The organism is Amycolatopsis sp. lyj-112 (genome assembly GCF_046549055.1).
In the GTDB taxonomy this organism is placed as follows: Bacteria; Actinomycetota; Actinomycetes; order Mycobacteriales; family Pseudonocardiaceae; genus Amycolatopsis.
Genome location: NZ_JAJPWS010000002.1, coordinates 117,530 through 140,656 on the forward strand (window position 1 = coordinate 117,530; position 23,127 = coordinate 140,656).

Genomic DNA, 23,127 nt, shown 5'->3' on the forward strand with positions numbered 1-23,127 from the left:
GAGAGAGTTTCATGTCGTTTACGGCCGAAGACATCACCGGCGTCACGTTCCCGAACGCTCCCATCGGGCGGCGCGGCTACGCCAAGCACGAGGTCGACGCGTTCTTCGAGCGGGTCGCGGACACCATCGCGGACCGCGACGACCTGACCGCGGCGGAGGTCCACCACGTCATGTTCTCGCGGCCGTTGATCGGCAAGCGCGGCTACGACGAACGCGAAGTCGACGAGTTCCTCGACAAGGTCGAGGAACAGCTCGCCCACCGGACCGGCCAGCAGGTGCTCGGCGTGCCTGGCGCGCGCGAAGAGGGCCAAACGACCACCGAGCGCGTAACGCCGGACCGCGGTCCGGTCGAGTATCTGCAGGAGCGCTAGTGCCCGTCTCCGCGTTCGAGGCGCGGACCCGGCAGTTCGACCGGGCGCCGATCGGCACCCGGGGCTATCTCGAACCCCAGGTCGATGCCTTTCTCGAACGGGTCGCGGCGACGCTGGACGGCGACGACGACCTGTCGGTTTCGGACGTCCACGACGTGGCGTTCGCCAAAGCGGCACTTTCGAAACGCGGCTATGACCCGACCGCCGTCGACGCGTTCCTCCGGGACGTCGAAAGCACCCTGGCCGGGCTCTCGCAGTCTTCCGGCTACTACATCGCACCGGCCCTGGAACACACGCACACGCGCAAACCGCTCTGGCGGCGCCGCTGACCGCACGGGAGGTGCTACGGCGAGGCCGGGTCTCGCGATGTCCGCGAGACCCGGCCTCGCCGTCTCAAGCGGTGGTCGCGTTCTTGGCGATCTTGTCCGCGAACTGAAGGGCGGTGGCCGCCCTCTTGACCTTGCCCGACGGCGTCTTCGGCAGACTTCCGGCGGGAAGCACCACGACCGCGAACGGCCGCATGTCGACGGCGTCGCGGACCTTGGCCGCGACATCCTTCGCCAAGGTCTTCTCGGTGTCGGGGTCACCGGCCAGTTTCGATTCGACGACCACGGCGAACCGTTCCCGGCGGCTGCCCGCGTCGATCCGCACCGCCACGGCGTTCCCCGCCCGGACCCCTTCGACCGACATCGCGGCCCGTTCGATGTCCGTCGGGTACAGGTTCCGGCCGCCCATGATGATGACGTCCTTGCGCCGGCCACAGATCACGATCATGCCGTCGACCAGGTAACCGAGGTCCCCGGTGAGCAGCCAACCGTTTCCGTCCTGCGTCGCGAGCGGGCCGTCCATGGTCAGGTAGCCGGGCGTCACAGCCTCTCCGCGCAGGCGGATTTCCCCGACCTGACGTTCTCCGAGCGCCGTGCCCTTGTCGTCGACGATCTCGGCCTCAAGCCCATCGAGCGGCGGTCCGAGAATCGCGAAGGACCGGACGTCATCCGTTCCCCGCCGCGGGTCGCCCTCGGGGACCGGCACCGCGCGATTGTCCGTTTCCAGCGCGTCGGCTTCGACGACGTCCAACGTCAGTCCGGTGAACAACGGTGCGAACGAAACCGCGAGGGTCGCCTCCGCCATGCCGTACGCCGGGAAAACACATTCGGCGGGCATCTTGAACCGCGCCCCCGCCTCGACGAACGTCTGCACGGCCGTCTCATCGACGGGCTCGGCCCCGTTCAGGGCGATCCGGAGCTTCGACAGGTCGTAGGCGTTGTCGTCGTCGACACGCGCCATCCGCCTGCCCACGATCGCGTAAGCGAAGTTCGGCGCGGCCGTGGTCGTGCCCTTGTACTTGCTGATCAGCTGCGGCCAGATCAACGGGCCTGACAGGAACTCGAGCGGCGTGATCTTGACGAGTTCGACACCGAACGTCATGGGGACCGTCAGGAAGCCGACCATGCCCATGTCGTGGAACGTGGGCAGCCAGGAAACCATCACGTCGTCGTCGAAAGCGAACTCGGCGCGATCGACCATCGCCTTGACGTTCGAGTACAGGTTTCCGTAAGTGATCTGGACGGCCTTCGGATCGGCCGTCGACCCACTCGTCAGCTGCAAGAGCGCGGTGTCGGACTCGGCCGTCGGCACGGCCTCCTCCAGCGGCTTGGCTTCGAGCAGTTCGGTGATCACCTGGAAGGCGATGTCGTGCTCGGCGAGCACCGGCGCCAGCTGGTCGAACGGCTCACCGAGCAGAACCAGCCCGGACCCGATCATCCGCAGCACCCGGACGGTGTCCTCGGCCCATTCCGCGAGGTCGGTGCGCTGAGTGGGCTGGTGCAGCATCGTCACACTGCCACCGGCGAGCCACACGGCCTGCACTGTCGGCGCGATCAACGCGGGCGCGGCCGCCAGGACCGCCACCGCCTTGCCCGGCTCGAGCCCGCCGGCCACCAGGCCACCGGCGACCCGCTTGGCCTGCTCGTGAATCTCGGCCCAGGTCCGCCGAACCGGCTCCTTGGGCTCCCCCGTGACCATTCCCCGCTGCTGACCTCGCCCCGCCGCGGTGGCGACGAGCGTGTCCACGAACCGACTCATGCGCGTCACACTACTGTCCGCTCTGAAACACCCGCTCGCCGTCGAGTGAACTCACTCGAGCGCTTCGGAGGTCTCGAGCCACTGCGCCTCGACCTCGTCCTTCTCCGATTCGACAGCTTTCAGTTCGGTGTTGAACTCGATGAGCTTCGACGGATCGGTCGCCGCGGCGAGGAGCGCCGCGTGCAGCTTCTCCTCCTTGGCATGCAACTGGTCGAGCTTGCGCTCGAGCCGGGACAGGTCCTTTCGAGCCGCCCGCTGCTCCGCAGCGCTCTTCTTCGGCTCGGAGGCCTGCCCGTTGGCCGATTTCCTGTCGCTACTCGACTTCTCAAGGCTCTTGACCCGTCGGTCGAGGTACTCCTCGATACCGCCCGGCAAGTGGGTCACGCGTCCGTCTCCGAACAAGGCGACGATCGTGTCGCAGACGCGTTCCACCAGGTAACGGTCGTGCGAGACGACGACGAGGCTGCCCGGCCACGAGTCGAGCAAGTCCTCCAGCTGCTGCAAGGTGTCGATGTCCAGGTCGTTCGTCGGCTCGTCGAGCAGCAGCACGTTGGGCTCGGCCATCAAAAGCCGGCACATCTGCAGGCGACGCCTCTCACCACCGGATAGATCTTCGACCGGTGTCCACTGTCGCGCCGCGGGGAATCCGAGCTTCTCCGCCAGCTGCGATGCGGTCAGCTCCTGCTTGCCGAACACGACCCTTCCGGCGATTTCCTCGATTGCCTGCAGAACGCGCAGATCACCCGGCAGGTCGTCAAGTTCCTGGCGCAAGTGCGCGAGGCTGACAGTCTTCCCCTCGATGCGACGGCCCGTCATCGGATCCACGTCGCCGCCGAGCAGCTTGAGCAACGTCGTCTTGCCCGACCCGTTGACGCCGACCAGGCCGACCCGGTCGCCGGGCCCGATCCGCCACGTGACGTGATCGAGCAGCGTGCGGTCGCCGACGGTCATGCTGGCGTCCTCGAGTTCCAGCACTGTCTTTCCCAACCGACGCCGCGCGAACGCCTGCAACTCGACCGAATCGCGCGGCTCTGGAACGTCGGAAATCAAGGCCTCGGCGGCTTCGACGCGATAACGCGGCTTCGAAGTCCTTGCCTGCGGACCGCGGCGCAGCCACGCGAGTTCCTTGCGCGCCAGGTTCTGCCGCTTCTCCTCGGCGGTCGCGGCCAGCCTCGCCCGCTCCGCCCGCGCGAAGATCCAGTCCGCGTAGCCACCTTCGTACTGCTCGACACGACCGTTGGAGACCTCCCAGGTCACACTCGCCACGGTGTCGAGGAACCACCGGTCGTGAGTGACGACCACAACCGCGATCCTGCGGTTGAGCAGGTGATCCGCCAGCCAGCGCACACCTTCGACGTCAAGGTGGTTGGTCGGTTCGTCGAGGACCACCAGGTCCAGTTCACCGGTGAGCGCCGCGGCCAGAGCGACCCGGCGCCGTTCACCACCGGACAGGTTCGCCGTCGGCTTGTCGACGCCGAGCGCGGTCATCCCCAGACCATCCATAATGGACCTGACACGCGCGTCAGCGGCCCACTCGTGCTCGGCGCCGTAGCGCTCCAGCACGACATCGCCGACCGTGCTCCCGACAGGAAGTTCGGTCCGCTGCGTCACCACGGCCATCCGCAGGCCCCGGACCTGACTGACCCGCCCCGTATCCGGCTCATTGAGTCCTGCGAGGACTTCCAGCAGCGTCGTCTTTCCACCCCCGTTGAGGCCGACGACGCCGATGCGCTGTCCCTCCGCCACTCCGAGCGAAACACCGTCGAGCAGCGGGCGCACCCCGTAGGACTTGCTCACCGACTCCAGGTTGACCAAGTTGGCCATTCCTCAGCCGATCCTTTCCGAAAGCTTGCACCACAACGAATTAGTCGATGTCCATTTCGGACACCGTCACGCGTGCACCCGCGGCGGAGTCGGACGCGGCGCGTCATCCCCGCCGACCAGCCGGGCACCAGGAACCGGTCCGTGCGCGACACGGACCGTCCGGCACACCCCGGCACCGGACAGTTCTGCGGCGACCTCGACCGCGGACTGAGCGTCCGCGCACAGAAACGCGCAGGTCGGCCCGGACCCGGACACCGTCCCGGCGAGCGCACCGGCGTTGACTCCCGCCCGCAAGGTACGACGCAGGCCAGGACGCAACGAGACGGCAGCCGCCTGTAGATCATTGCCCAGCAGCAACGCGAGCTGCCGCGGGTCACCGGACGCGAGCGCCTCGACCACAGGCGTGTGCGAACCGATCCGCGGCGGGCTGCCCTCTTCGCGCAGCCTGTCCAGCTCGCCGAACACCCTCGGTGTCGAGAGGCCCCGCTGATCGAACGCCAGCACCCAGTGGAACGTGTGCCGGGACAACACCGGCACCAGCTGCTCACCACGCCCCGTGCCCAGCGCCGTCCCGCCGTAGAGCGCGAAAGGAACGTCGCTGCCGAGCTTGGCGGCGATGCCTGCCAGTTCATCGCGAGAAATTTCGAGTTTCCAGAGTGACGCGAGCCCGACCAAGGTCGCGGCCGCGTCGGCACTGCCCCCGGCCATCCCGCCGGCGACCGGAATGCCTTTGCGCAACACAACGCGAACCTTGGATTCGGCCTCTGCCTTACCGACGTGGGCCGCCAGCGCCTGCGCCGCTTTCCAAGCCAGGTTGTTGGCGCCGGTCGGTACGGAACCTTCACCTTCGCCGTAGACCTCGACGCCGGGATCGTCGGTGGCCGCGACGGTCACCTCGTCGGTCAGTGAAAGCGCCTGGAACACGGTCACCAGCTCGTGGTAGCCGTCCGGGCGTACGTCACCGACCGCCAGGTGCAAGTTGACCTTGGCGGGAACCCTGACGGTGACTGGGGGCGGAACGACGGCGAGCACGCCTCAAGCCTACGTGCCCACCCCACTTGTGCTGCCACCAGGAGAAAGCGAACAGGACGAGTCAGACACGAACGGGCCGCTCAAGACCGATTTCGTCCTGAGCGGCCCATTCGAGAGAAAATCAGGCAGCGACGCCCTGCGGTCCGCGAACAGGGTGGCTCACGTGGCCACCGCGCTCGGCGATCCACGCGAGCGCGGCATCCGCGCGCTCGCCGCGCACACCGAGACGGAAACGCCCGACCGGGGTGTCGCCGATCCGGGTCAAACCACCGCCGATGGTGGCGAGTTCGACGTCGAAGCGCCCTGCCGCCTCGGGCAGCAGCGCACCGACCGACGCGAAACCGACCAGCACGACGTCCACGGCTCGGTCGTACTTTGCGGTCTGCGCCCGGCTGGTCTCGATCGTGGGCAACAGTGCCTGCGCGGTCCGGCTGTTCGGGTCGGAGACCAGGTCGAGCACGGTCCCGCGCTCGATGATCGCTCCGGACTCCAGAACGGCGACGTCGTCGCAGACACGCCGGACCACGCTCGCGTCAGGAGTGGTGAGCAGCACGGTGACCCCGAGTTCGGCACGCGCACGGTCGAGCACGGTCAAGACCGCACCGGACTCTTCGGGCCGCACACCCGCGGTCGGGTCGTCGGCCAGGAGCACGGCCGGCCCGGCGGCAAGCGCCTTGGCGATCGCCACCCGGCGCAGCTGTCCCTCGGTCAGTTCGCCCGGTCGCTGACCCGCCCGCTGGCTGAGTCCGACCAGGTCGAGCAAGTTGCCGACCCGGTTTCGACGCTGCGGCCCGTCGAGGCCCAGCTGCTCGAGCGGAGAAGCGATGTTGCCTGCGATGGTGCGCTCGGCGAGCAGTTCAGGCTTGGTGCTGACGACCCCGACCTGACGGCGGATCTCCCGCAGGCGGCGTCCGTCGAGGGTCCCGGTGTTGAGGCCGTCGAGACGAACAACGCCCCGGTCGGGACGCTCCTGAAGGCCGATGCAACGAGCGAGGGTCGACTTGCCGGAGCCCGCCGGACCGACTACTCCGAACAACGAGCCGGCTTGGATGTCCACGCTGACGTCGCGCAGGGCGACCACGGGATTTCCGTTGAGGGGAAAGGACTTGGACAGGTTTTCGACAGTGATCACGAAGGGCTCCATGCAAATGGGGCGCTGCTTCTTTCGAGCGCGCCAACCGTCACCGATTAACCGTCCAGAGCGGACGGTTTTCAGAGGAAAGGGAAAAGACTCAGGCAGTAACGGTGGAGCGTCGACACGCACTTACCGTGCGGCGACCTTCGTCGACAACGCGTCGCCTGGTCAGCAGGAGCGGGTGGGTGACCCTGTTCATTAGGCACAGCCTCCATCGGTCCTGGCGGTAGCACCTGCCCTGTGGAGGGTGGTTGCTGCGACTTCGGCGAGCCAGGTCTCTCAGTCGCTCGGGATGGCTTACTGAGTAAAACCGATCTCACTAGATGAAAGCAAGCGCGTAGGCGCAGATCACACGACTGGTCGCGTCCATAATACAGGATCAGCCATCCATATTCTGGGATGACAGCGGATGTTCACGATTCGAATCAAGGCCTCTGCCTGCAGAGACAGGCCGGAAGCAGGACGCTCGTGACGACCATTCACGCAGCCGTACTGACCTCTGTCGACATCCGCGTCCGTGCGGTCTCGACCACACCCGCCACGAGGTTTGGACCAAGGACCTCCGGCGCGACGACCTGCGTAGACCGCCGACACTCGCCTCCGCCGGCTACCCCGTCAGTCAGCCGCGGCGGCGATCCGAGCGAACTGATGAACGTCCAACTGCTCCCCGCGGGTCTTGGGGTCGATGCCGGCCTTCTCGAGCAGTTGTCCAGCACGTTCAGCCGAACCGGCCCAGGAAGCCAACGCCGCACGCAAGGTCTTCCGCCGCTGCGAGAAAGCGGCGTCGACGACTGCGAACAGGCGACCTCGCTCAACAGACGACACCACTTCGCCGCGTTCGAAGGCGACCAAGGCGGAGTCGACGTTCGGCACGGGCCAGAACACCGAACGAGGCACCGCAGCGACCTTGCGCGCCTTTCCGTACCAGGCGAGCTTGACACTGGGTATGCCGTAGGTCCGGCTTCCCGGGCCGGCGGCCATCCGGTCGGCGACCTCGGTCTGGACCATCACGAGTCCGCTGGTCAGTGACGGCAGCTCGGCGAGCAGGTGGAGCACGACGGGGACAGCGACGTTGTACGGCAGGTTCGCCACGAGCGCCGTCGGCTGCCCCGGCAGGTCTGCCGCCGTCACCCGCAGGGCATCCGCCCGAACGACGGTCAGCTTTTCGGCACCGCCCCGCTCGGCCACGGTTTCCGGCAGACGTCCGGCGAGCACGGGGTCGATCTCGACCGCGACGACCTCGGCACCGGCCGCGAGCAGCCCGAGCGTCAGCGAGCCGAGCCCCGGCCCGACCTCGAGCACCACATCGCCTTCACCGACTCCGGAAAGCTCGACGATGCGGCGGACGGTGTTGGGGTCGTGCACGAAGTTCTGGCCGAGCTTCTTGGTCGGACGTACGTCCAGCTCGGACGCCAGCGCCCTGATCTCCGCAGGCCCGAGCAGTTCAGTCACCCGACGATCGTAACCAGCCCCGGTGAGCCACGATTGGCCGGTGGACAACGTTGCGCTCGAAGGGGACAAGGTCCGGCTGCGTGACTGGCAGCCATCCGACTTCGCACCGCTCAGGGACCTACTCGATCCCGCGCGGCCATGGCATGAGACGAACGGACCGTACTTCGGTCGCCCTACTGCCGATGAGGCCGGTTCACGGGCGCTGAAACTCACCAGCCGCACGGTCACGCCCGATCCCCGCACCAGCCTTGCCGTGACCGACCTCGGCGATGGCAGATTGATCGGCCAGGTCAGCTGGTACTGGGAAAGCGAAGAAACCGACTGGCGTCGGCTGGGGCTGGTCATCTACGACGAGCTGTACTGGGGTGGAGGGTTCGGCACCGAGGCGCTGCGTCTATGGACGAGCTACCTGTTCGCGCGGACAGACGCGCTTCGGCTGGACTTCGCCACCTTCTCGGGCAACCCGGGAATGATCGCCGTAGGACGCAGCTTGGGCTTCGTCGAGGAAGGCCGGTTCCGGCAAGCCCGGCGCTGGTCCGGCGGCGTACACGATGCCGTTGTGTACGGGGTACTCCGCGAGGAATGGCAACGCGCGAACAGGTCGGCGGAATAACCGAGGAGAGCCCTGAGGGGCCACACATCCGCGCCGCGCTGGCAGCGTCAGACGGGACCGCAGCCCGGAGACCAAGGCTTTCGCCGACCCCAGGCTCCTTCGAAGAGTCCCGAACTCACCTGCAACATCCTTAGGGAGTAGCGGGCCTGGATCGCATCCCACTCCAGGGTGATAGAGGCAGGATCGCGCGCTCGCAGAGTGATCAGGATTCACCAGAATGAGACCGTGCATTTGTTCGAACACACCGCGACAATCGAGGGATGACCAGCACAAACACCCCCAAGGCCTTCCCGCATAACCTGCCGGAAGGTGAGCCCGAGCTGCTTCTCAACGAGTTGCAGACACGGCTACGCGAAGGGCGACGTCTGTTCGCCGAAGTCGGCCAGATCCTGGCCGAGATCGAGTCACGCGGCGTCCGGGACCTCTACGGATACAACTCGATCGCCGTCTTCTACGAGCACGCGGCCCGGGTGCCCCGGGCCGAGGCGAAGAAGGTGACCGACCGGGCACTCGCACTCAACTCGAGACGCACGCGCGACGGCACCTCGGCTCCACCCATCGCGCCTTTGACCGGAGTCGCCGCCGCCACAGGAGTGCTGGTCGATGCCGGCATCGACCGCATCGTCGCGGTCATGAGAAGGCTTCCAGAGCGCATTCCCGCAAGTACACGGCTTGAAGTCGAAGAGGACCTGGTGAGCCTCGCCGGCGTCGCACGACCTCGCGAGGTCACAGTGGCCGGAACCGACTGGATCGCGCGCCTCGATCCAGAGGGGAACGACTCCGAGAACCCGCGGACACGGCGTCCGCGAAGTGAGTTCTGGCTGCGCCAGAAACGAACCGGCCGCTGGGACATGCGGGGCAACCTCGATTCCGAGACAGGCGCCAGGCTGAACGCGCTACTTGTCCCGCTCGCCCACCCGGAGCCGAGCGGGGAGGCCGATCAGCGCACACCGGCAGAGCGACGCGGCGATGCGTTCGCAGAGATCGTCGATCTTGCCGGATGCGGTCCGGACATCCCGGCACCTCGCCAGGAATCAGATCGGATCGCCGCCGAACAGGCTCAGCCGGCAGAGTCGCTCAAGAAGCCGTCGCCCCGCCCGATGCCCGCTATCCCGCACCATCGCCCTCCCGCCGCCCAGACGCGGCAACGGAGCGACAGACGTCAGCGCCCGGATGTCGGCGGAGCGAAGGCGGGCGCCGGCGCCGAGCAGGCTCGGAAGGCGGCACATGTCCGGCCTTCGCGTTGGTGGTCACGTCTGTCGAGACCAAGATCCAGAACGGAAACTTCGCCAACGACGCACCAACGGATTCTCGACCGGCTCCCCGATGGGGACAGAGCACCGCTCAATGGCCCTGAAACGCCCTGAAGGCCACCTTGTGAGCAACGGGCGCCCACACGATGACCTTCAGAGGGGAGGAGAGGAGTCTGGCGTCAAGCCTTCTTGCCACAGTGCGGCCAGGCGCCGTAGCCACCGCGGTCGTCACGAAGCTTCTCGGCGACGGCGATCTGCTGAGCCTTGCTGGCCTGGTGCGGGTAGGAGGCGTACTGCGCGCCACCGTAGGCATCCCAGGTGCTCTTGTTGAACTGAAGACCACCGTAGTAACCGTTGCCGGTGTTAGCGGCCCAGTTACCGGTCGACTCACACTGCGCGATGCGGTCCCAGGACGAAGCGTCGCCGATGGGCGGATCCACCGGCTTCTTCGTACCGACCTTGACGATCTTGGGCTTGGCCTCGGTGATGACCTCTTCGGAGACCTTCTCGCGGTCGACCTCTTTGCCGTTGCGCTTGGTGACCTTGTAGGTCACGGTCTTCTGGCCGGGAGTGCCCGGGTCTTCGACCTTGGTCTTGCCCTTTTCGAGCGTCGGGTCGTCGACCTTCTGCTCCGGCGGAGCGATCTCCTCGTTCTGCTTGACCATGGTGACGCCGGTCCGGCTGATGTGGACCTCGGCACCATCGGTCAGCTTGACGTCGAGGCCGCCGACGGCCTCGTCGTCCGGGCCGAGGGTCATACGAAGCTCACCAAGGAATTCCTTGGTGGTGACCGAGTTGGTCTGAACCTTGCGCGGTTCGTTCGCGCCGTCGTAGACCACGACGTTCTTGAGGGTCTTGACCTCGACGGTGGCACCTTCGAGCGGAAGCTCACCGTTCTGCGGGAGCGAGGTCCAGGTGCCGGACTTGGCGAGGTCCGCGCGGCCGAGCTGGTTCAGGGCCTCGCCGAGGTTGGTCGCACGAACCCAGGACTCCTGTGCGACGCCGTCGACGACCAGGTTCAGCTTGCGACCGCGCTCCAGCTTGATGACGCCGCCATCGCCGACTTCGGCCTGGGGCGAGGGGGAGAGCGAGTCGTGCGCGCCGATCGAAAGGCCGGCGTCTTCGAGGACCTCGCCGACCGTGTCGCCGAAGCTGTGCACGGTCCGCTGCTGGCCGTCCACGTCGAGGGTGACGCTCTTGTTCATCGCCATCGCGGCCGCGCCGCCACCGCCGAGGGTGAGCAGCACTGCCATGACGGTGCCCTTGAGGAACCGCTTCTTCCAGACGCGGGTCGCGCTCGAGATGACCTCGTCCTTGGTCGCGACCTTCCTAGGTGCGCCCGAGGTGCGGTCCTCGGCCAGCTCGTCCGGAATGACGATCGGCGGGAGCATGGTGGTTTCGGCGCTGATGAGGCGGATCAGCTCGTCGACGTCGACGTCGATCTCGGCCATCAGGGTTTCGGCATCGGAGCCGAGCGCAGCCAGGACGTCCTGGTGCGTGATGCGCGGGTCATCGGAGTAGTCGAGCTCGCCGTACTGAGTGTCGCGGTCGAGCATGGCAACCGAACCGGAGGAAGCGAAGGTGTTCGTCTCTGCGCCGAGGCGCGAGCCATCCTGCCTACTGCTACCAGTCACTGGGTCGTTCCCTTTCCCAAGACGTCAAGGAGCTCGACAACCGCTCCAAACGTCCTTCGTCTCGATGCGCACTTCGGCACACCTCTAAGAAGTCCGACACCCGCAGCCAGCGCCATCGTCACGGTTCCAGGCCGTACCGCTCCCGGTTCCGCTTCCCCGACGTGCACTGACGTGACTGTGGGCGTAACAGCCGGAAACCGCATGAGCGGGCACCGACCGGCACGATCACGGGACAGTAACGAACCTCGCCGGGTTGCGCAAACACCCCCCGGAGTGTCGTGACGTTGGTCACTCATCAGAGTGGACCATTGCTGATCACTAATGTCGCAATCCGTTCAACTGGGTGTGACTGTCGGCAAGCGGAAAACCCGCTCAGCGGTCACTCGCACCGATTCGGCCACCTCGTGCACCGCCTCGCCCCTGAACGCGGCGAGGTGGCGAACGGTGTAGGCGGCGCAGTAAGGCTCGTTCGGTCGCCCACGGAACGGATGGGGGGTCAGAAACGGCGCGTCCGTTTCGACGAGGTACTGGCCGGCCGGCACGATCCGTGCCGCCTCATGCAGCCCGCGAGCGTTGCGGAAGCTGACCGTGCCCGCGAACGAAAGCACGTAGCCCGCGTCGATGCAGCGGCGCGCGACGCGTTCATCCCCTGAGAAACAGTGGAAGACGACCTGATCGGGAGCGCCTTCCTCTTCGAGGATGCGGAGCACGTCGTCGTGGGCGTCTCGATCATGGATCATCAGCGGCTTGCCGATCCGCTTCGCGAGATCGATGTGCCACCGGAAGGCGTCTTGCTGCGCGTCGTGCGGCGAGTAGTCCCAGTAGTAATCGAGGCCGGTCTCGCCGACCGCGACCACTCTGGACTCTTTCGCGAGACTCTCCACTTCGGATTTCTCGGCCTCGCCGAACTCCTTGGTACGCGTGGGATGGATCGCGATGGCAGCCCAAACCCGCTTGTCCCAAGTGGACGCCTGGGCAGCCCAGCGGGCCGCGGCGAGATCATCCGCGACGGTGATCACCCTCGAGACACCGGCGCGTTCGGCGCGGTCGACCATGGCCGTCACATCGGCCGCGGTGACCGCGCCGCACGCGTCGAGATGGGTGTGCGCGTCCACCACCGAAACCGGCAACCGGTCCGGGATCGGTGGCAACTCCTTCTTCTCTTCACCCATCAGCTGATCACTTCGAGATCGGGGCCCATTCGGGACCGGTCTCGCCGAGTTCGGGGTCCAGCTTGGCGAACAAGGGAGTCGGCTTCTCCAGCGGCTTGCCGACCTCGATCGGCACGGACTTCCAGCGCGCCTGCTCGGCCTTGTAGTCCCCGGTGAGGATGGGGTTGATCCGGCCAGGGATGTCGAGGTCTTCGACTTCCTGCACTTCGGGCTGGGCCGCCCAGATACCCGAGCCGCCGAGCGCCTCGTGCACCTTCTGAGCCGAGTGGGGCAGGAAGGGGGTCAGCAGTGTGTTGGCGTCCGAGACGACCTGCAGCGCGGTGTGCAGGACACTGTCGCGGCGAGCGGGGTCGTCCTTGAGCTTCCAGGGCTCCTGATCCGACAGGTAGCGGTTCGCGGCGGTGACGACGCGCATGGCCTCACTCGCCGCCGCCTTGAACCGGGAACGCTGCAGGTGAGCGCCGGCGGTGTCGAAGGCCTTGCGGGAGAGTTCCTTGAGTTCCGCGTCGGCCGCGGTCGGGGCGTCCGGACGGGGGATGGCGCCGACGTTCTTGTGCGCCATCGAGATGGACCGGTTGACGAGGTTGCCCCATTCGTTGGCAAGCTCGAAGTTGGTCCGGCGGACGAACTCGTCCCAGGTGAAGTCGGTGTCCTGGGTTTCGGGGCCCGCGACCGAGATGAAATAGCGCAGGGCGTCGGGGCCGAACTCGCGCAGGAAGTCGTGCACGTAGATGACGGTGCCGCGCGAGGTCGAGAACTTGGAGCCGCTCATCGTGAGGAACTCGCTGGAGACGATCTCGTCGGGCAGGTGCAGCTTGCCGTACTTGCCGGGCTCGCCGCCGCGGTCGCCCTCGCCGTTGTGGCCGAACAGCAGAGCCGGCCAGATCTGGGCGTGGAAGGTGATGTTGTCCTTGCCCATGAAGTAGTAGGAGCGGGCGTCCGGGTTGCTCCACCACTCCTGCCAGGCGTCCGGGTTACCGGATCGGCGTGCCCATTCGACACTGGCCGAGAAGTACCCGATGACCGCGTCGAACCAGACGTAGAAGCGCTTGAGCGGCTGGTCGCGCCAGCCGTCCAGCGGGATCTTCACGCCCCAGTCGAGATCGCGGGTGATCGGCCGCGGCCGCATGTCGTCGATCAGGTTCTTGGTGAAGTTGAGGACGTTCGGGCGCCAGTCCGTCTTGCTGGACAGCCACTTGCCCAGGGTCTCGGCGAACGCGGTCAGGTCGAGGAAGTAGTGCTCGGTCTCGACGAACTTCGGTGTTTCACCGTTGATCCGGGACTTCGGGTTGATCAGCTCCGCGGCGTCGAGCTGGTTGCCGCAGTTGTCGCACTGGTCGCCGCGCGCGCCGTCGTAACCGCAGATCGGGCAAGTGCCCTCGATGTAGCGGTCGGGCAGGGTGCGGCCGGTCGAGGGGCTGATCGCGCCGCGCGTGGTCTTGGGCACCACGTAGCCGTTGCGGTGCAGCGCGAGGAAGATCTGCTGCGTGACATCGGCGTGGTTGCCCGTGGTGGTCCGGGTGAACAGGTCGTAGCTGAGGCCGAGCCCCTGCAGGTCCTGACCGATCTGACGGGTGTACTTGTCGGCCGTCTGCTGGGAGGTCAGGCCCTCGCTGTCGGCCTGGACGGTGATCGGGGTGCCGTGTTCGTCGGTACCGGACACCATGAGCACCCGGTTGCCGACCATTCGCTGATAGCGGGAGAAGACGTCGGACGGGACGCCGAATCCGGACACGTGGCCGATATGGCGGGGGCCGTTGGCGTAGGGCCAGGCCACCGCAGTCAACACTGGGGTGCTCATGCTTGTTTAGCCTACGGACGTCGTCTAAGGCATTGTTGTCCGGGAGAGGAACGGAGGCCTCGGTGTCCGCCACGCGTCTGCTGGTGCTGGGTGTCGTGCGCATGTACGGGAAGGCGCACGGCTACCAGGTACGGCGCGAGCTTCTCTCGTGGGCGGCCGACAAATGGGGCAATGTCCAGCCGGGTTCGATCTATCACGCGCTGAAGAAGATGACCGCCGAGGGACTTCTGGAACAGGTCGAGGACACCGACAACAGCGGCGGCGGGCCCGACAGAGTCGCGTACAAACTGACCGAAGACGGCGAGACCGAGTTCCTCGTGCAACTCGGCCGGGCCCTGGCGAGCAACGACGCGACCGGATACAGCTTGTCGGCCGCGGTCACGTTGATGCCGAGTCTGCCCCGTGCCCAGGTGCTGGCCTTTCTGAAACAGCAGCTGGCGAATATGGAAGCGCATGCCCAGTCGACCTACTACGCCCGCGAGCACGCGGTCGACCTGGGGAAACCGCCGCACGTGACCGAGCTGTACCGCTTGTGGAGCGCTCACGCCGAGGCGAACGTGACGTGGATGCGGGATCTGATCGGCCGTCTCGCGGCAGGCGAGTACGTGATGTCGGGCGAAGGCGGCGCCGCGTTCGGCGAACCGCCCAAGTAATCAAATTTGACTAGTGAACGACCGCTAGGGCACAGTGCACCCGTCCAGCTAGTCAAATTTGACTAGCTGGCTTCCAGAAAGGGGCACTCATGATCAAGGCACGCGGCCTTGAGCGGCGATTCCGTCGCAAGGGCCGCAAGGGAACCGAGGTCCACGCCGTCAAGGGAGTCGACCTCGACGTGTCGGCCGGCGAACTGGTCGGATTCCTCGGACCGAACGGCGCGGGTAAGACCACGACGCTGCGCATGCTGACCACACTGCTCAAACCCACCGCGGGTGAAGCGACCGTCGGCGGTTGCGACCTGCTCGCCGACCCACTGGGGGTGCGCCGGCGAATCGGCTACGTCGCCCAGGGTGGCGGTACAGCGCCGGAAAGCAAGGTCGTCGAAGAGGTCGAGTTCCAAGGACGGCTGTACCGGATGAGCAAGGCGGACGCGCTCGCACGCGGGGCCACTCTCGCCGAGCAGCTGGACCTCGCCGGGCTCGACCAGCGGCAGACCAAGACCCTCTCGGGCGGGCAGCGCCGTCGTCTCGACATCGCGCTCGGGCTGATCCACTCACCCGGGCTCGTCTTCCTCGACGAGCCGTCGACGGGACTCGACCCGCAGAGCCGCGCGAACCTGTGGGACCACATCCGCAGGCTGCGCGACGAGCAGGGGGTCACGGTCTTCTTGACCACGCACTACCTGGACGAGGCCGACGCGCTTTCCGACCGGCTGATCGTCATCGACGACGGGAAGATCGTCGCCGAGGGCACGCCGGATTCGCTGAAAGCGAGGGTTTCCGGCGACAGCGTCGTCATCGAGGTCTCACCGGAATCCGCGGCGGAGACCGCTGAGGTCGCTGGCCGGCTGGAAGGGGCGCACGAGATGGCCGTCATCGACGGCACGGTGCGTTTCCGGGTTCCTCGCGGGGACACGGCGATGCCCGAACTGCTGCGCGCGCTGGACGCCCGCGACGTCGCGATGACGTCCATGCAGGTGCACCGACCGACGCTCGACGACGTCTTCCTGACGCTGACGGGCCGAAGTCTGCGTGACGCCGAAGAGGGCGCACCGCTCGACGACGCCACAGAAAAAGAGGCGACGCATGTTGCATGACACCTGGTTGATCTTCCGCCGCGACATGCTCGCGGCGATGCGCAACCCGATGTGGGTCATCATCGGCATCATGCAGCCGTTGCTGTATCTGTTCTTCTTCGGACCACTCCTGGTGAAGTCGCTCAACGCGCAAGGCCTGTCCGATGTGGACGGCTGGATGATCTTCACCCCGGCGATCATCGCTCAGCTCGCGCTGTTCGGTAGTTCGTTCGTCGGGTTCGGTCTTCTCGCGGAGTTCCGCTCCGGCGTGGTCGAGCGGATGCGGGTGACACCGGTGAGCCGGGTGGCGCTCTTGCTGGGCAAGGTTCTCGCCCACGCACTGCAGACCGTCATCCAGGCGTTGCTCATCATCGCGCTGGCGTATCTGGTGTTCGACCTGAACGCACCGTTCGGCGGCGTGCTGCTCAGCCTGCTGATCGTCTTCCTCCTGTCGGTCACGCTGGCGTCGTGCTCTTACGCGCTGGCGCTGACCCTCAAGAGCGAGGACACGTTCCCGGCGTTGCTCAACGCCGTGCTGATGCCGTTGCTGCTACTTTCCGGAATCCTCATCCCGATCACCGCGGGATCGGCGCCGGATTGGCTGTACACGATTTCCCGCATCAATCCGTTCCGGCATGTGGTGGATGTCGAGCGGAACAGTTTCCGCGGCGACTTCTCGATGGACGCGTTGTTCACCGGGAGTGTCGTGGTGCTGGTGATGGCGGTCTTGGCGATCTGGTGGGGCTCGCGCACGTTCCAACGCGAGAACGCCTGAGACACGCTGTACCGAAAGGTCACCTTGCGACCGCTCCGCGGACGTAGGGTGACCTTTCCGGCGTACTGGGGGCAATTCGAGGGCGGTGACTTTGATCGATCCGGAGGGTGAACAAGGCGTCACCCTGTCCCACCGGGAGACGGTGACGGACTGGGCGGCGGTGCGTGGCGCCGATATCCGGTTCGCTTCGGTGACCGTCAGCGAGAACACCAACTGGCGGGACGTCGCCGCGGAACGCAATCTGGCGGGTGCGCAGCAGGCCGGCATCCACACCGGTGCCCGGCACTACGCGCGCCCTGGTGCCGTTCACGATCAGGCCGACCACTTCGTGCGGACGGCGAGCGCGCTCGGGGCCTTCGCGCCGGGATCGCTCGCGCCGGCGCTCGAAGTGGAGGCGCCCAGTGTCGACGACCGGTTCATCAAGGCGTGGATCAAACATGTCAGGAGCGCGGCACGCGTCGAACGAGTCTTGATCTATGCCGGGCTCGACTGCTGGATGAACCGTCTCCACCCGGACAAGTGGGCCGACAGCGAAGTGGTGTTGTGGCTGGTCAAGCACAACGAGATCCCGGGCAGGCCGGGATGGTTCCACTCGAGGCTGGGTCTGCACCAGCACGGTTTCGGCACCGGGCTGCCCGGTGTCACCGGGCCGATCGCCCAGGACACCGTGGTCTACCCCTTCAAGCTCACGGACGTGCTCCTGTAGGTGACCACGGGTGTGCGTCACGTCACCCGCTCCCGCGCGCGTGGTCGCGGATGTCACTTTCGCTCGGCGCGGGTTGCCTTTTCGCCGGTCCGGGCAGCGACAATGTCGCGTGCGGTTGATGCGCCGGAAGCTGCGGACGGACGTCGCGCCCGAGCGGGCGGTGACGGCTCTCGGCGTACGCGCCCGAACGCTCGGCCTCGCGCCACCGGCGGCCCTCTGCGGCGATTGGTTCGCTTCGCGCGCGGTCATCGCGCTGAGCGCTCCCCTGTCCCCGGTGCGGGAGGTCGCCGAGGCGTTCGCGATTCCCGCTCGTCTGCCGCGAGTGCGCGACGCGGTGCCCGGCGCGGTCGGTGGCGGCTGGTTCGGTTACCTGGGTTACGACTTGACCGATCCGTCCGGCCGCTCGGGCGATCTCCCTCCGGCGGCCTGGGGCTGGGTCGACCGGGTGCTCCGGCTGGACACGGACGGCATCTGGTGGTTCGAGGCCCTGATTCCGGACGGCGAACCGGATCCGGTGGACGAGGTGTCCGCTGTGGAATCCTTGCTCGCCGATCCCCCCGCGACCAGGCCGTGGAGCTCCGGGCCGCTGTCGCGTCCGCTTCCGTCGGAGCACCGCGACGCGGTCAAGGCGTGCGTGCACGCGATCGAAGCGGGTGAGTTGTTCCAAGCGAACATCTGCGCTCGCTTCGCCGGATTCTTCGACGGCGACCCGATCTCGTTGTTCGCCGAAGGAGTGCGCCACCTGCGCGCCCGCCGAGCAGCGTTCCTCGGCGGCGAGTGGGGTTCGGTCGTGTCGTTCTCTCCCGAACTTTTCCTTGCGCGGCAAGGACGGCACGTCCGGTCGACGCCGATCAAGGGCACCCTCCCGCGCAGAAGCGCCGCCGACGACGGACTCGCCCAGCGGCTGCGGGAATCCACCAAGGACGTCGCCGAGAACGTGATGATCACCGATCTGGTGCGCAACGACCTCGGGCGCGTCTGTGCCACCGGCAGTGTGCGTGTCCCCGAACTGCTCAAGGTGCGGCCCGCTCCCGGCGTCTGGCACCTTGAGTCCACTGTGGAGGGACTGCTCGCCGCAGGGACGTCCGACGCGGATCTGCTCGCGGCGACGTTCCCGCCGGGTTCGGTGACCGGTGCGCCGAAGATCCGCGCGCTGGACCTGATCGCCGAACTGGAACCGACGGCGCGCGGGGTCTACACGGGCGCGATCGGGCTCGCTTCACCGATCGCCGGCCTGGAGCTGAACGTCGCGATCAGAACCTTCGAAATCCACGACGGCACGATCGCGCTGGGAGTCGGCGGCGGGATCACCGCCGACTCCGACAGCGAAGCGGAATGGCAGGAATGCCTGCACAAATCCGCTCCGCTGGAACGACTGCTCGGCTGAGCTACTTGGCAGGGTTCAGAACGAGCTTGCCGGAGGTGCCGCGCGAACGGAGTGCCTCGTGTGCGGCGCGCGCATCGGACAGCGCGTACTCCCCGCCCGCCACAGCACGGACCTGACCGGCCAGCGCCAGCGAGAAGAGGTCGTCGAGCGCGCGGCCGAACACGTTGCCGGGAAGCTTGAAGGCGTGCGGCAGCCACATCCCGGACACGGTGGTGCTGTGCCCGAGCAGGTTGCGGGCTTCGATCGGCTTCGGCTGCTGCCGGCTGGCCATGCCGTAGAACGCGAGGCGCCCGAACGGCGCGAGTGCCGCGACGCTCTGGTCCGTCACGGTGCCACCGGTCATGTCGAGCACGATGTCGACCCGCTTGCCACCGTTCGCCTCGCGAAGCGCGTCGGTCATGTTCTCGTCGCGGGAATCGATGGCGACGTCGGCGCCGAGTTCGAGGGCGAGAGCGCGCTTCTCCTCGCTGCTGGCGGTCGCGATGACCCGGCCCGCTCCCCACGCCTTCGCGAGCTGGACGGCGATCGAACCGACACCCCCGGCGGCGGCGTGCACGACGACGGATTCGCCGGGCTCCAGGTGGGCGTTCTTGCGCAGCAGAAGCCAGGCGGTGGTGCCCTGGACGATGAAGGAGAGCGCGGTCAGATCGTCGATGCCCTCGGGCACGCCGAACGTGGTGGCCTCCTCCGCGACGGCGCGCTCGGCGTAACCGCCACCGCCGTTGAGCAGGGCGACGACCCGCTTGCCGCCGGTCGTGTGGCCGACGACCTCGCCGCCGGGCACGAGCGGCAACTGACTGGGCGCGAGATAGGAGTTCTCGGCCTGGTGCGTATCGGCGTAGTTGACGCCGACACGGTCGACGTCGATGAGCAGCTGACCGGGGCCGGGAACGGGTTCGGGCAGGTCAACGAGGTTGAGCACCTCGGGTCCGCCGAATTCGGTCACCTGTACTGCACGCATCCGCATCCTCCTCGTCAAGATGAGACATTCTTGCATATGTCTCATGCCTGAGACAGGTCGTGATATGTTTCACTCATCGAAACCGCACTCGAACGCCAGCTCACCTCGCCGCGCCCGGACGCCCTGCGCGCGTTCGCGATCGCGCGATCCTGGTTCCTCGACGGACGCCGCGTGGACATGCGTGATCTCGCGGGCGAGCTCGGGATCAGCCGCGCCACACTGCATCGCTGGGTCGGTGGCCGGGACCAGCTGCTCGGCGAAATCCTGTGGTCGATGACCATGGAGGTCTTCGAAGCGCGCGCTTCCGGCAAGCTCGGACGCGGCGCGGAAGGGATCGCGGAGCTCATCGGCACGTTCGTCCGGACCGTGAACGGCTCGAAGCCGTTCCGGGAGTTCCTGCGCAGCGAGCCCGAGCGGGCGCTGCGGATCCTGACGACGAAGGCCAGCGTGGTGCAGAGCCGGGCGATCGCGAAGATGCGGGAGTTCCTCGACGAGGAGGTCGCGGCCGGGCGGCTCACGCCTCCGCTGCCGGTCGAGGACCTGGCCTATCTACTGGTGCGGATCGGCGAGTCCTTCATCTATACGGACGTCATCACCGGTGCCGAGCCCGATGCCGCGAAGGCCTATGCGGCCGCGACGGCCCTGCTGACCTGAGCGGTCACTTGCGGGACGCGAGGACGGCGTCGTAAAGCTCCTTCTTGGACACTCCGGTGGCTTCCGCGACCTCGGCGGCGGCGGACTTGAGACGTTCTCCCGCGGCGACCCGCGACGAGACTTCCGGGACCAGGTCCGCGATGCTCACCGACCTCGGGGGCGCGGGCGCGAGAACGACGGTGATCTCCCCCTTGACCCCTTCGGCGGCCCAGGCGGCCAGGTCCGGGAGGTTGCCGCGTTTGACCTCTTCGTACGTCTTCGTCAGCTCGCGGCAGACGGCGGCGCGGCGATCGGGCCCCAGGACTTCGGCGGCGTCGGCGAGCGTGCTCGCCAGCCGGTGGGGCGACTCGAAGAACACGGCCGTGCGGGGCTCGTCCTTCAGCGAACCGAGCCACTTCGCGCGTTCGCCGGGCTTGCGCGGGGCGAAGCCTTCGAAGCAGAAGCGGTCGCAGGGCAATCCGGACAGCGCGAGTGCCGTGGTCACCGCCGACGGGCCGGGGAGGCAGGTCACCGGTACCTCCGCCTCGACGCACGCCGCGACCAGGCGGAAGCCGGGGTCCGAGACGCTCGGCATGCCGGCGTCGGTCACCAGCACCACCGTCTCCCCCGCTTTGAGCGATTCGAGCAGTTTCGGCAGGCGGGCGGTCTCGACGTCCTCGTAGAAGCTGACGACGCGCCCGACCGGCGAGACGTCGAGGGCGGCGGTGAGGGAGCGCAGGCGCCGGGTGTCTTCGGCGGCGATCACGTCGGCCGTCGCGAGTGCTTCGGACAGGCGTGGTGAAGCGTCGCGGACGTCTCCGAGCGGGGTGGCTGCCAGAACGAGGCGTCCTTCGGTCATTCCCGAAGGTTAACCGGTTCCCAGATCCGGACACCGAGCTCACTCTCGCGCCCGTAGGATCAGCCCCCGTGACCGCACTGCTGACCCGTGACGACGAGAGCATGCGGCCGGATCCGGTCGACGCGCTCAGGCCACCGAGCGATCGGGAGGCCACCCTCCTCGGCCGCGGCATGCCGACCGACCGCCTCCGCGGCTGGGTCGTCACGCTGGTGCTGACGCTCATCGGCGGCATCGTCCGGATCCAGAACCTGGGGTCGCCCACCGACAAGGGCACCCCCGTCTTCGACGAGAAACATTACGTCCCGCAGGCGTGGCAGATGCTGCGCAACGGCGGTTACGAAGACAACTACGGCTACGAACTGATCGTGCACCCGCCGCTGGCGAAACATCTCATCGCGATCGGCGAGTGGATGTTCGGCTACAACGCCTGGGGCTGGCGGATCGTCCCCGCGCTGGCGGGCACGCTGATCGTGTTCCTCATCATCCGGGTCGCCCGGCGGCTGACCCGGTCGACGCTGCTCGGCGCGGTCGCCGGGATCCTGGTGATCAGCGACGGCGTGCTCCACCTGCAGTCGCGGATGGGCATGCTCGACATCTTCATCGCGGTGTTCGTGCTCGCCGCGTTCGCCTGCGTGCTGTGCGACCGCGACCAGGTGCGGCAGCGGCTGGCCGTGGCCGTCCGCGAGGGCTGGATCGGTGAGTCCCGCTTCGGCCCGAAGCTGGGCTTCCGGTGGTGGCGGTTCGCCGCCGGCCTGATGATCGGGCTGACCTTCGGCGTCAAGTGGTCGGCGCTGTACTACATCGCCGCGTTCGGGCTGCTCATCGTGTTCTTCGACGTCGCCGCGCGCCGTGCCGCCGGGGTGCAACGGCCGTGGGTCGGCACGCTGCGCCGCGACGTGCTGCCCGCGCTGTGGGCGATCGTCGTCATCCCGATCCTGGTGTACCTCGCCTGCTACTGGGCGTGGTTCGCGAGCGAGACCGCCACGGACCGCAACCTGGTGGCGATCAAGGCCATCGACCCGGGCTTCTGGGCCTGGATGCCGCCCGCGCTGCGCTCGCTCGGCGACTACTCGATGAACGTCCTCGACTTCCACGCGAACCTGGTCACGCCCAAGGACAAACCCCATCCCTGGGAATCGAAGCCGTGGACCTGGCCGATGGGGCTACGCCCGATGCTCTACGCCTACGCCGGCGGCTCCGAGGCGACCGGCTGCGGCGAGTCGACCTGCGTGCGGGCGACGATGCTGATCGGCACGCCGGCGATGTGGTGGCTGGCCCTGCCGATGCTGGGCTGGAGCCTGTGGCGGTCGTTCTTCCGCGCGGACTGGCGGTACGCCGCCGTGCTCGTCGCCTACTTCGCCGGGTTCCTGCCCTGGTTCACCAACCTCGACCGCCAGATGTACTTCTTCTACGCGACGCCTCTGGCCCCGTTCCTGATACTCGGGTTGACGCTGATACTCGGCCATGTCCTCGGCAGCGCGAAACGCGGATTCGAACGGCGGGGCACCGGCATGCTCGTCGTCGCCCTCTATGTGGGTCTCGTCGTGGCCAATTTCGCCTGGCTGTGGCCGATCCTCAACGGCAACGCGATCACGAACGAGCATTGGAACGCCGAACTGTGGCTCCCGTCCTGGAAGTGACCTCGGCCGGTCGGCCCAAGACCCGGCGAGACGGCTGAAAGCGGCTTAATATCCACCCCAGA

21 protein-coding genes and 1 riboswitch are annotated in these 23,127 nt (G+C 67.2%); of the genes, 11 read left to right on the forward strand and 10 right to left on the reverse strand.

The window, feature by feature from the left end; all coding sequences use genetic code 11:
* The first annotated feature begins 11 nt into the window (after positions 1-11).
* On the forward strand, positions 12-371 hold the full coding sequence (locus ACLJRL_RS07320) for a DivIVA domain-containing protein (RefSeq protein WP_410655297.1): 360 nt from the start codon (positions 12-14) through the stop codon (positions 369-371).
* Positions 371-700: a DivIVA domain-containing protein gene (locus ACLJRL_RS07325; protein ID WP_410655298.1), complete on the forward strand. Its 330-nt coding sequence runs from the start codon at positions 371-373 to the stop codon at positions 698-700. The genes ACLJRL_RS07320 and ACLJRL_RS07325 overlap by 1 nt, the downstream gene beginning before the upstream one ends.
* A gap of 64 nt (positions 701-764) precedes the next feature.
* Here the strand turns inward: ACLJRL_RS07325 and ACLJRL_RS07330 are convergent, their stop codons facing one another.
* From ACLJRL_RS07330 to rsmA, 5 genes are all read right to left on the reverse strand, one after another.
* Entirely contained in the window at positions 765-2,456 is a 1,692-nt protein-coding gene (locus tag ACLJRL_RS07330) for a fatty acyl-AMP ligase (RefSeq protein WP_410655299.1), read from the reverse strand.
* Positions 2,457-2,507: 51 nt separating this feature from the next.
* Positions 2,508-4,280 carry an ABC-F family ATP-binding cassette domain-containing protein gene (locus tag ACLJRL_RS07335; protein ID WP_410655300.1) on the reverse strand — a complete coding sequence of 591 codons (1,773 nt, stop codon included), beginning with the start codon at positions 4,278-4,280 and terminating at the stop codon, positions 2,508-2,510.
* Positions 4,281-4,346: 66 nt separating this feature from the next.
* On the reverse strand, positions 4,347-5,312 hold the full coding sequence (locus tag ACLJRL_RS07340) for a 4-(cytidine 5'-diphospho)-2-C-methyl-D-erythritol kinase (RefSeq protein ID WP_410655301.1): 966 nt from the start codon (positions 5,310-5,312) through the stop codon (positions 4,347-4,349).
* Positions 5,313-5,433: 121 nt separating this feature from the next.
* Positions 5,434-6,444, reverse strand: a complete 1,011-nt coding sequence (locus ACLJRL_RS07345; protein WP_410655302.1) for a methionine ABC transporter ATP-binding protein — start codon at positions 6,442-6,444, stop codon at positions 5,434-5,436.
* Positions 6,445-6,655: 211 nt separating this feature from the next.
* Positions 6,656-6,746, reverse strand: a riboswitch (SAM riboswitch).
* Between the two features lie 316 nt (positions 6,747-7,062).
* Complete coding sequence (rsmA, locus tag ACLJRL_RS07350) at positions 7,063-7,899, reverse strand: 16S rRNA (adenine(1518)-N(6)/adenine(1519)-N(6))-dimethyltransferase RsmA (RefSeq protein WP_410655303.1); 837 nt, start codon at positions 7,897-7,899, stop codon at positions 7,063-7,065.
* 40 nt (positions 7,900-7,939) lie between these two features.
* On the opposite strand from rsmA, the gene ACLJRL_RS07355 reads away from it, so the two are divergent.
* Both ACLJRL_RS07355 and ACLJRL_RS07360 read left to right on the forward strand, forming a co-directional pair.
* On the forward strand, positions 7,940-8,512 hold the full coding sequence (locus ACLJRL_RS07355; RefSeq protein ID WP_410655304.1) for a GNAT family N-acetyltransferase: 573 nt from the start codon (positions 7,940-7,942) through the stop codon (positions 8,510-8,512).
* A 260-nt stretch (positions 8,513-8,772) separates the two neighbouring features.
* Positions 8,773-9,879, forward strand: coding sequence for a DUF222 domain-containing protein (locus ACLJRL_RS07360; RefSeq protein WP_410655305.1), 1,107 nt, complete (start codon positions 8,773-8,775; stop codon positions 9,877-9,879).
* A gap of 65 nt (positions 9,880-9,944) precedes the next feature.
* On the opposite strand, the gene ACLJRL_RS07365 is transcribed toward ACLJRL_RS07360, so the two are convergent.
* The 3 genes from ACLJRL_RS07365 to metG form a co-directional block, all read right to left on the reverse strand.
* Positions 9,945-11,321 (reverse strand): transglycosylase family protein, encoded by a 1,377-nt coding sequence (locus tag ACLJRL_RS07365; protein WP_410655306.1) that lies wholly within the window; start codon positions 11,319-11,321, stop codon positions 9,945-9,947.
* 413 nt (positions 11,322-11,734) lie between these two features.
* A complete protein-coding gene (locus ACLJRL_RS07370) occupies positions 11,735-12,571 on the reverse strand; it encodes a TatD family hydrolase (protein ID WP_410655307.1) in 837 nt (278 codons plus the stop codon).
* A gap of 7 nt (positions 12,572-12,578) precedes the next feature.
* On the reverse strand, positions 12,579-14,372 hold the full coding sequence (gene metG / locus ACLJRL_RS07375) for a methionine--tRNA ligase (RefSeq protein WP_410655308.1): 1,794 nt from the start codon (positions 14,370-14,372) through the stop codon (positions 12,579-12,581).
* 62 nt (positions 14,373-14,434) lie between these two features.
* On the opposite strand from metG, the gene ACLJRL_RS07380 reads away from it, so the two are divergent.
* From ACLJRL_RS07380 to ACLJRL_RS07400, 5 genes are all read left to right on the forward strand, one after another.
* Positions 14,435-15,025, forward strand: a complete 591-nt coding sequence (locus ACLJRL_RS07380) for a PadR family transcriptional regulator (protein ID WP_410655309.1) — start codon at positions 14,435-14,437, stop codon at positions 15,023-15,025.
* Positions 15,026-15,114: 89 nt separating this feature from the next.
* Complete coding sequence (locus ACLJRL_RS07385; RefSeq protein WP_410655310.1) at positions 15,115-16,125, forward strand: ATP-binding cassette domain-containing protein; 1,011 nt, start codon at positions 15,115-15,117, stop codon at positions 16,123-16,125.
* A complete protein-coding gene (locus ACLJRL_RS07390) occupies positions 16,115-16,879 on the forward strand; it encodes an ABC transporter permease (RefSeq protein WP_410655311.1) in 765 nt (254 codons plus the stop codon). The genes ACLJRL_RS07385 and ACLJRL_RS07390 overlap by 11 nt, the downstream gene beginning before the upstream one ends.
* Positions 16,880-16,970: 91 nt before the next feature.
* Entirely contained in the window at positions 16,971-17,585 is a 615-nt protein-coding gene (locus tag ACLJRL_RS07395; RefSeq protein WP_410655312.1) for a glycoside hydrolase family 25 protein, read from the forward strand.
* 109 nt (positions 17,586-17,694) lie between these two features.
* Positions 17,695-18,972 (forward strand): aminodeoxychorismate synthase component I, encoded by a 1,278-nt coding sequence (locus ACLJRL_RS07400; protein ID WP_410655313.1) that lies wholly within the window; start codon positions 17,695-17,697, stop codon positions 18,970-18,972.
* A 1-nt stretch (position 18,973) separates the two neighbouring features.
* Here ACLJRL_RS07400 and ACLJRL_RS07405 read toward each other — a convergent pair whose 3' ends face one another.
* Complete coding sequence (locus ACLJRL_RS07405; protein WP_410655314.1) at positions 18,974-19,933, reverse strand: quinone oxidoreductase family protein; 960 nt, start codon at positions 19,931-19,933, stop codon at positions 18,974-18,976.
* 177 nt (positions 19,934-20,110) lie between these two features.
* Between ACLJRL_RS07405 and ACLJRL_RS07410 the strand changes: the two genes are divergently transcribed.
* Entirely contained in the window at positions 20,111-20,587 is a 477-nt protein-coding gene (locus tag ACLJRL_RS07410) for a QsdR family transcriptional regulator (protein ID WP_410656146.1), read from the forward strand.
* Positions 20,588-20,591: 4 nt separating this feature from the next.
* Here the strand turns inward: ACLJRL_RS07410 and rsmI are convergent, their stop codons facing one another.
* Positions 20,592-21,425 carry a 16S rRNA (cytidine(1402)-2'-O)-methyltransferase gene (rsmI, locus tag ACLJRL_RS07415; protein WP_410655315.1) on the reverse strand — a complete coding sequence of 278 codons (834 nt, stop codon included), beginning with the start codon at positions 21,423-21,425 and terminating at the stop codon, positions 20,592-20,594.
* Between the two features lie 68 nt (positions 21,426-21,493).
* Here rsmI and ACLJRL_RS07420 point away from each other — a divergent pair, with 68 nt between their 5' ends.
* Positions 21,494-23,065, forward strand: coding sequence for a dolichyl-phosphate-mannose--protein mannosyltransferase (locus ACLJRL_RS07420; RefSeq protein WP_410655316.1), 1,572 nt, complete (start codon positions 21,494-21,496; stop codon positions 23,063-23,065).
* The last annotated feature ends 62 nt before the right edge of the window (positions 23,066-23,127 follow it).

Excerpts from the sequence above, each read along its gene's own strand:
- ACLJRL_RS07405 (WP_410655314.1), bottom strand. The coding sequence starts at position 19,933 with ATGCGTGCAGTACAGGTGACCGAATTCGGCGGACCCGAGGTGCTCAAC.
- ACLJRL_RS07365 (WP_410655306.1), bottom strand. The coding sequence starts at position 11,321 with ATGCTCGACCGCGACACTCAGTACGGCGAGCTCGACTACTCCGATGAC.
- ACLJRL_RS07360 (WP_410655305.1), top strand. The coding sequence starts at position 8,773 with ATGACCAGCACAAACACCCCCAAGGCCTTCCCGCATAACCTGCCGGAA.
- ACLJRL_RS07320 (WP_410655297.1), top strand. The coding sequence starts at position 12 with ATGTCGTTTACGGCCGAAGACATCACCGGCGTCACGTTCCCGAACGCT.
- ACLJRL_RS07410 (WP_410656146.1), top strand. The coding sequence starts at position 20,111 with ATGCGTGATCTCGCGGGCGAGCTCGGGATCAGCCGCGCCACACTGCAT.
- ACLJRL_RS07390 (WP_410655311.1), top strand. The coding sequence starts at position 16,115 with ATGTTGCATGACACCTGGTTGATCTTCCGCCGCGACATGCTCGCGGCG.
- metG (WP_410655308.1), bottom strand. The coding sequence starts at position 14,372 with ATGAGCACCCCAGTGTTGACTGCGGTGGCCTGGCCCTACGCCAACGGC.
- ACLJRL_RS07370 (WP_410655307.1), bottom strand. The coding sequence starts at position 12,571 with ATGGGTGAAGAGAAGAAGGAGTTGCCACCGATCCCGGACCGGTTGCCG.
- ACLJRL_RS07330 (WP_410655299.1), bottom strand. The coding sequence starts at position 2,456 with ATGAGTCGGTTCGTGGACACGCTCGTCGCCACCGCGGCGGGGCGAGGT.
- rsmI (WP_410655315.1), bottom strand. The coding sequence starts at position 21,425 with ATGACCGAAGGACGCCTCGTTCTGGCAGCCACCCCGCTCGGAGACGTC.
- ACLJRL_RS07335 (WP_410655300.1), bottom strand. The coding sequence starts at position 4,280 with ATGGCCAACTTGGTCAACCTGGAGTCGGTGAGCAAGTCCTACGGGGTG.
- ACLJRL_RS07385 (WP_410655310.1), top strand. The coding sequence starts at position 15,115 with ATGATCAAGGCACGCGGCCTTGAGCGGCGATTCCGTCGCAAGGGCCGC.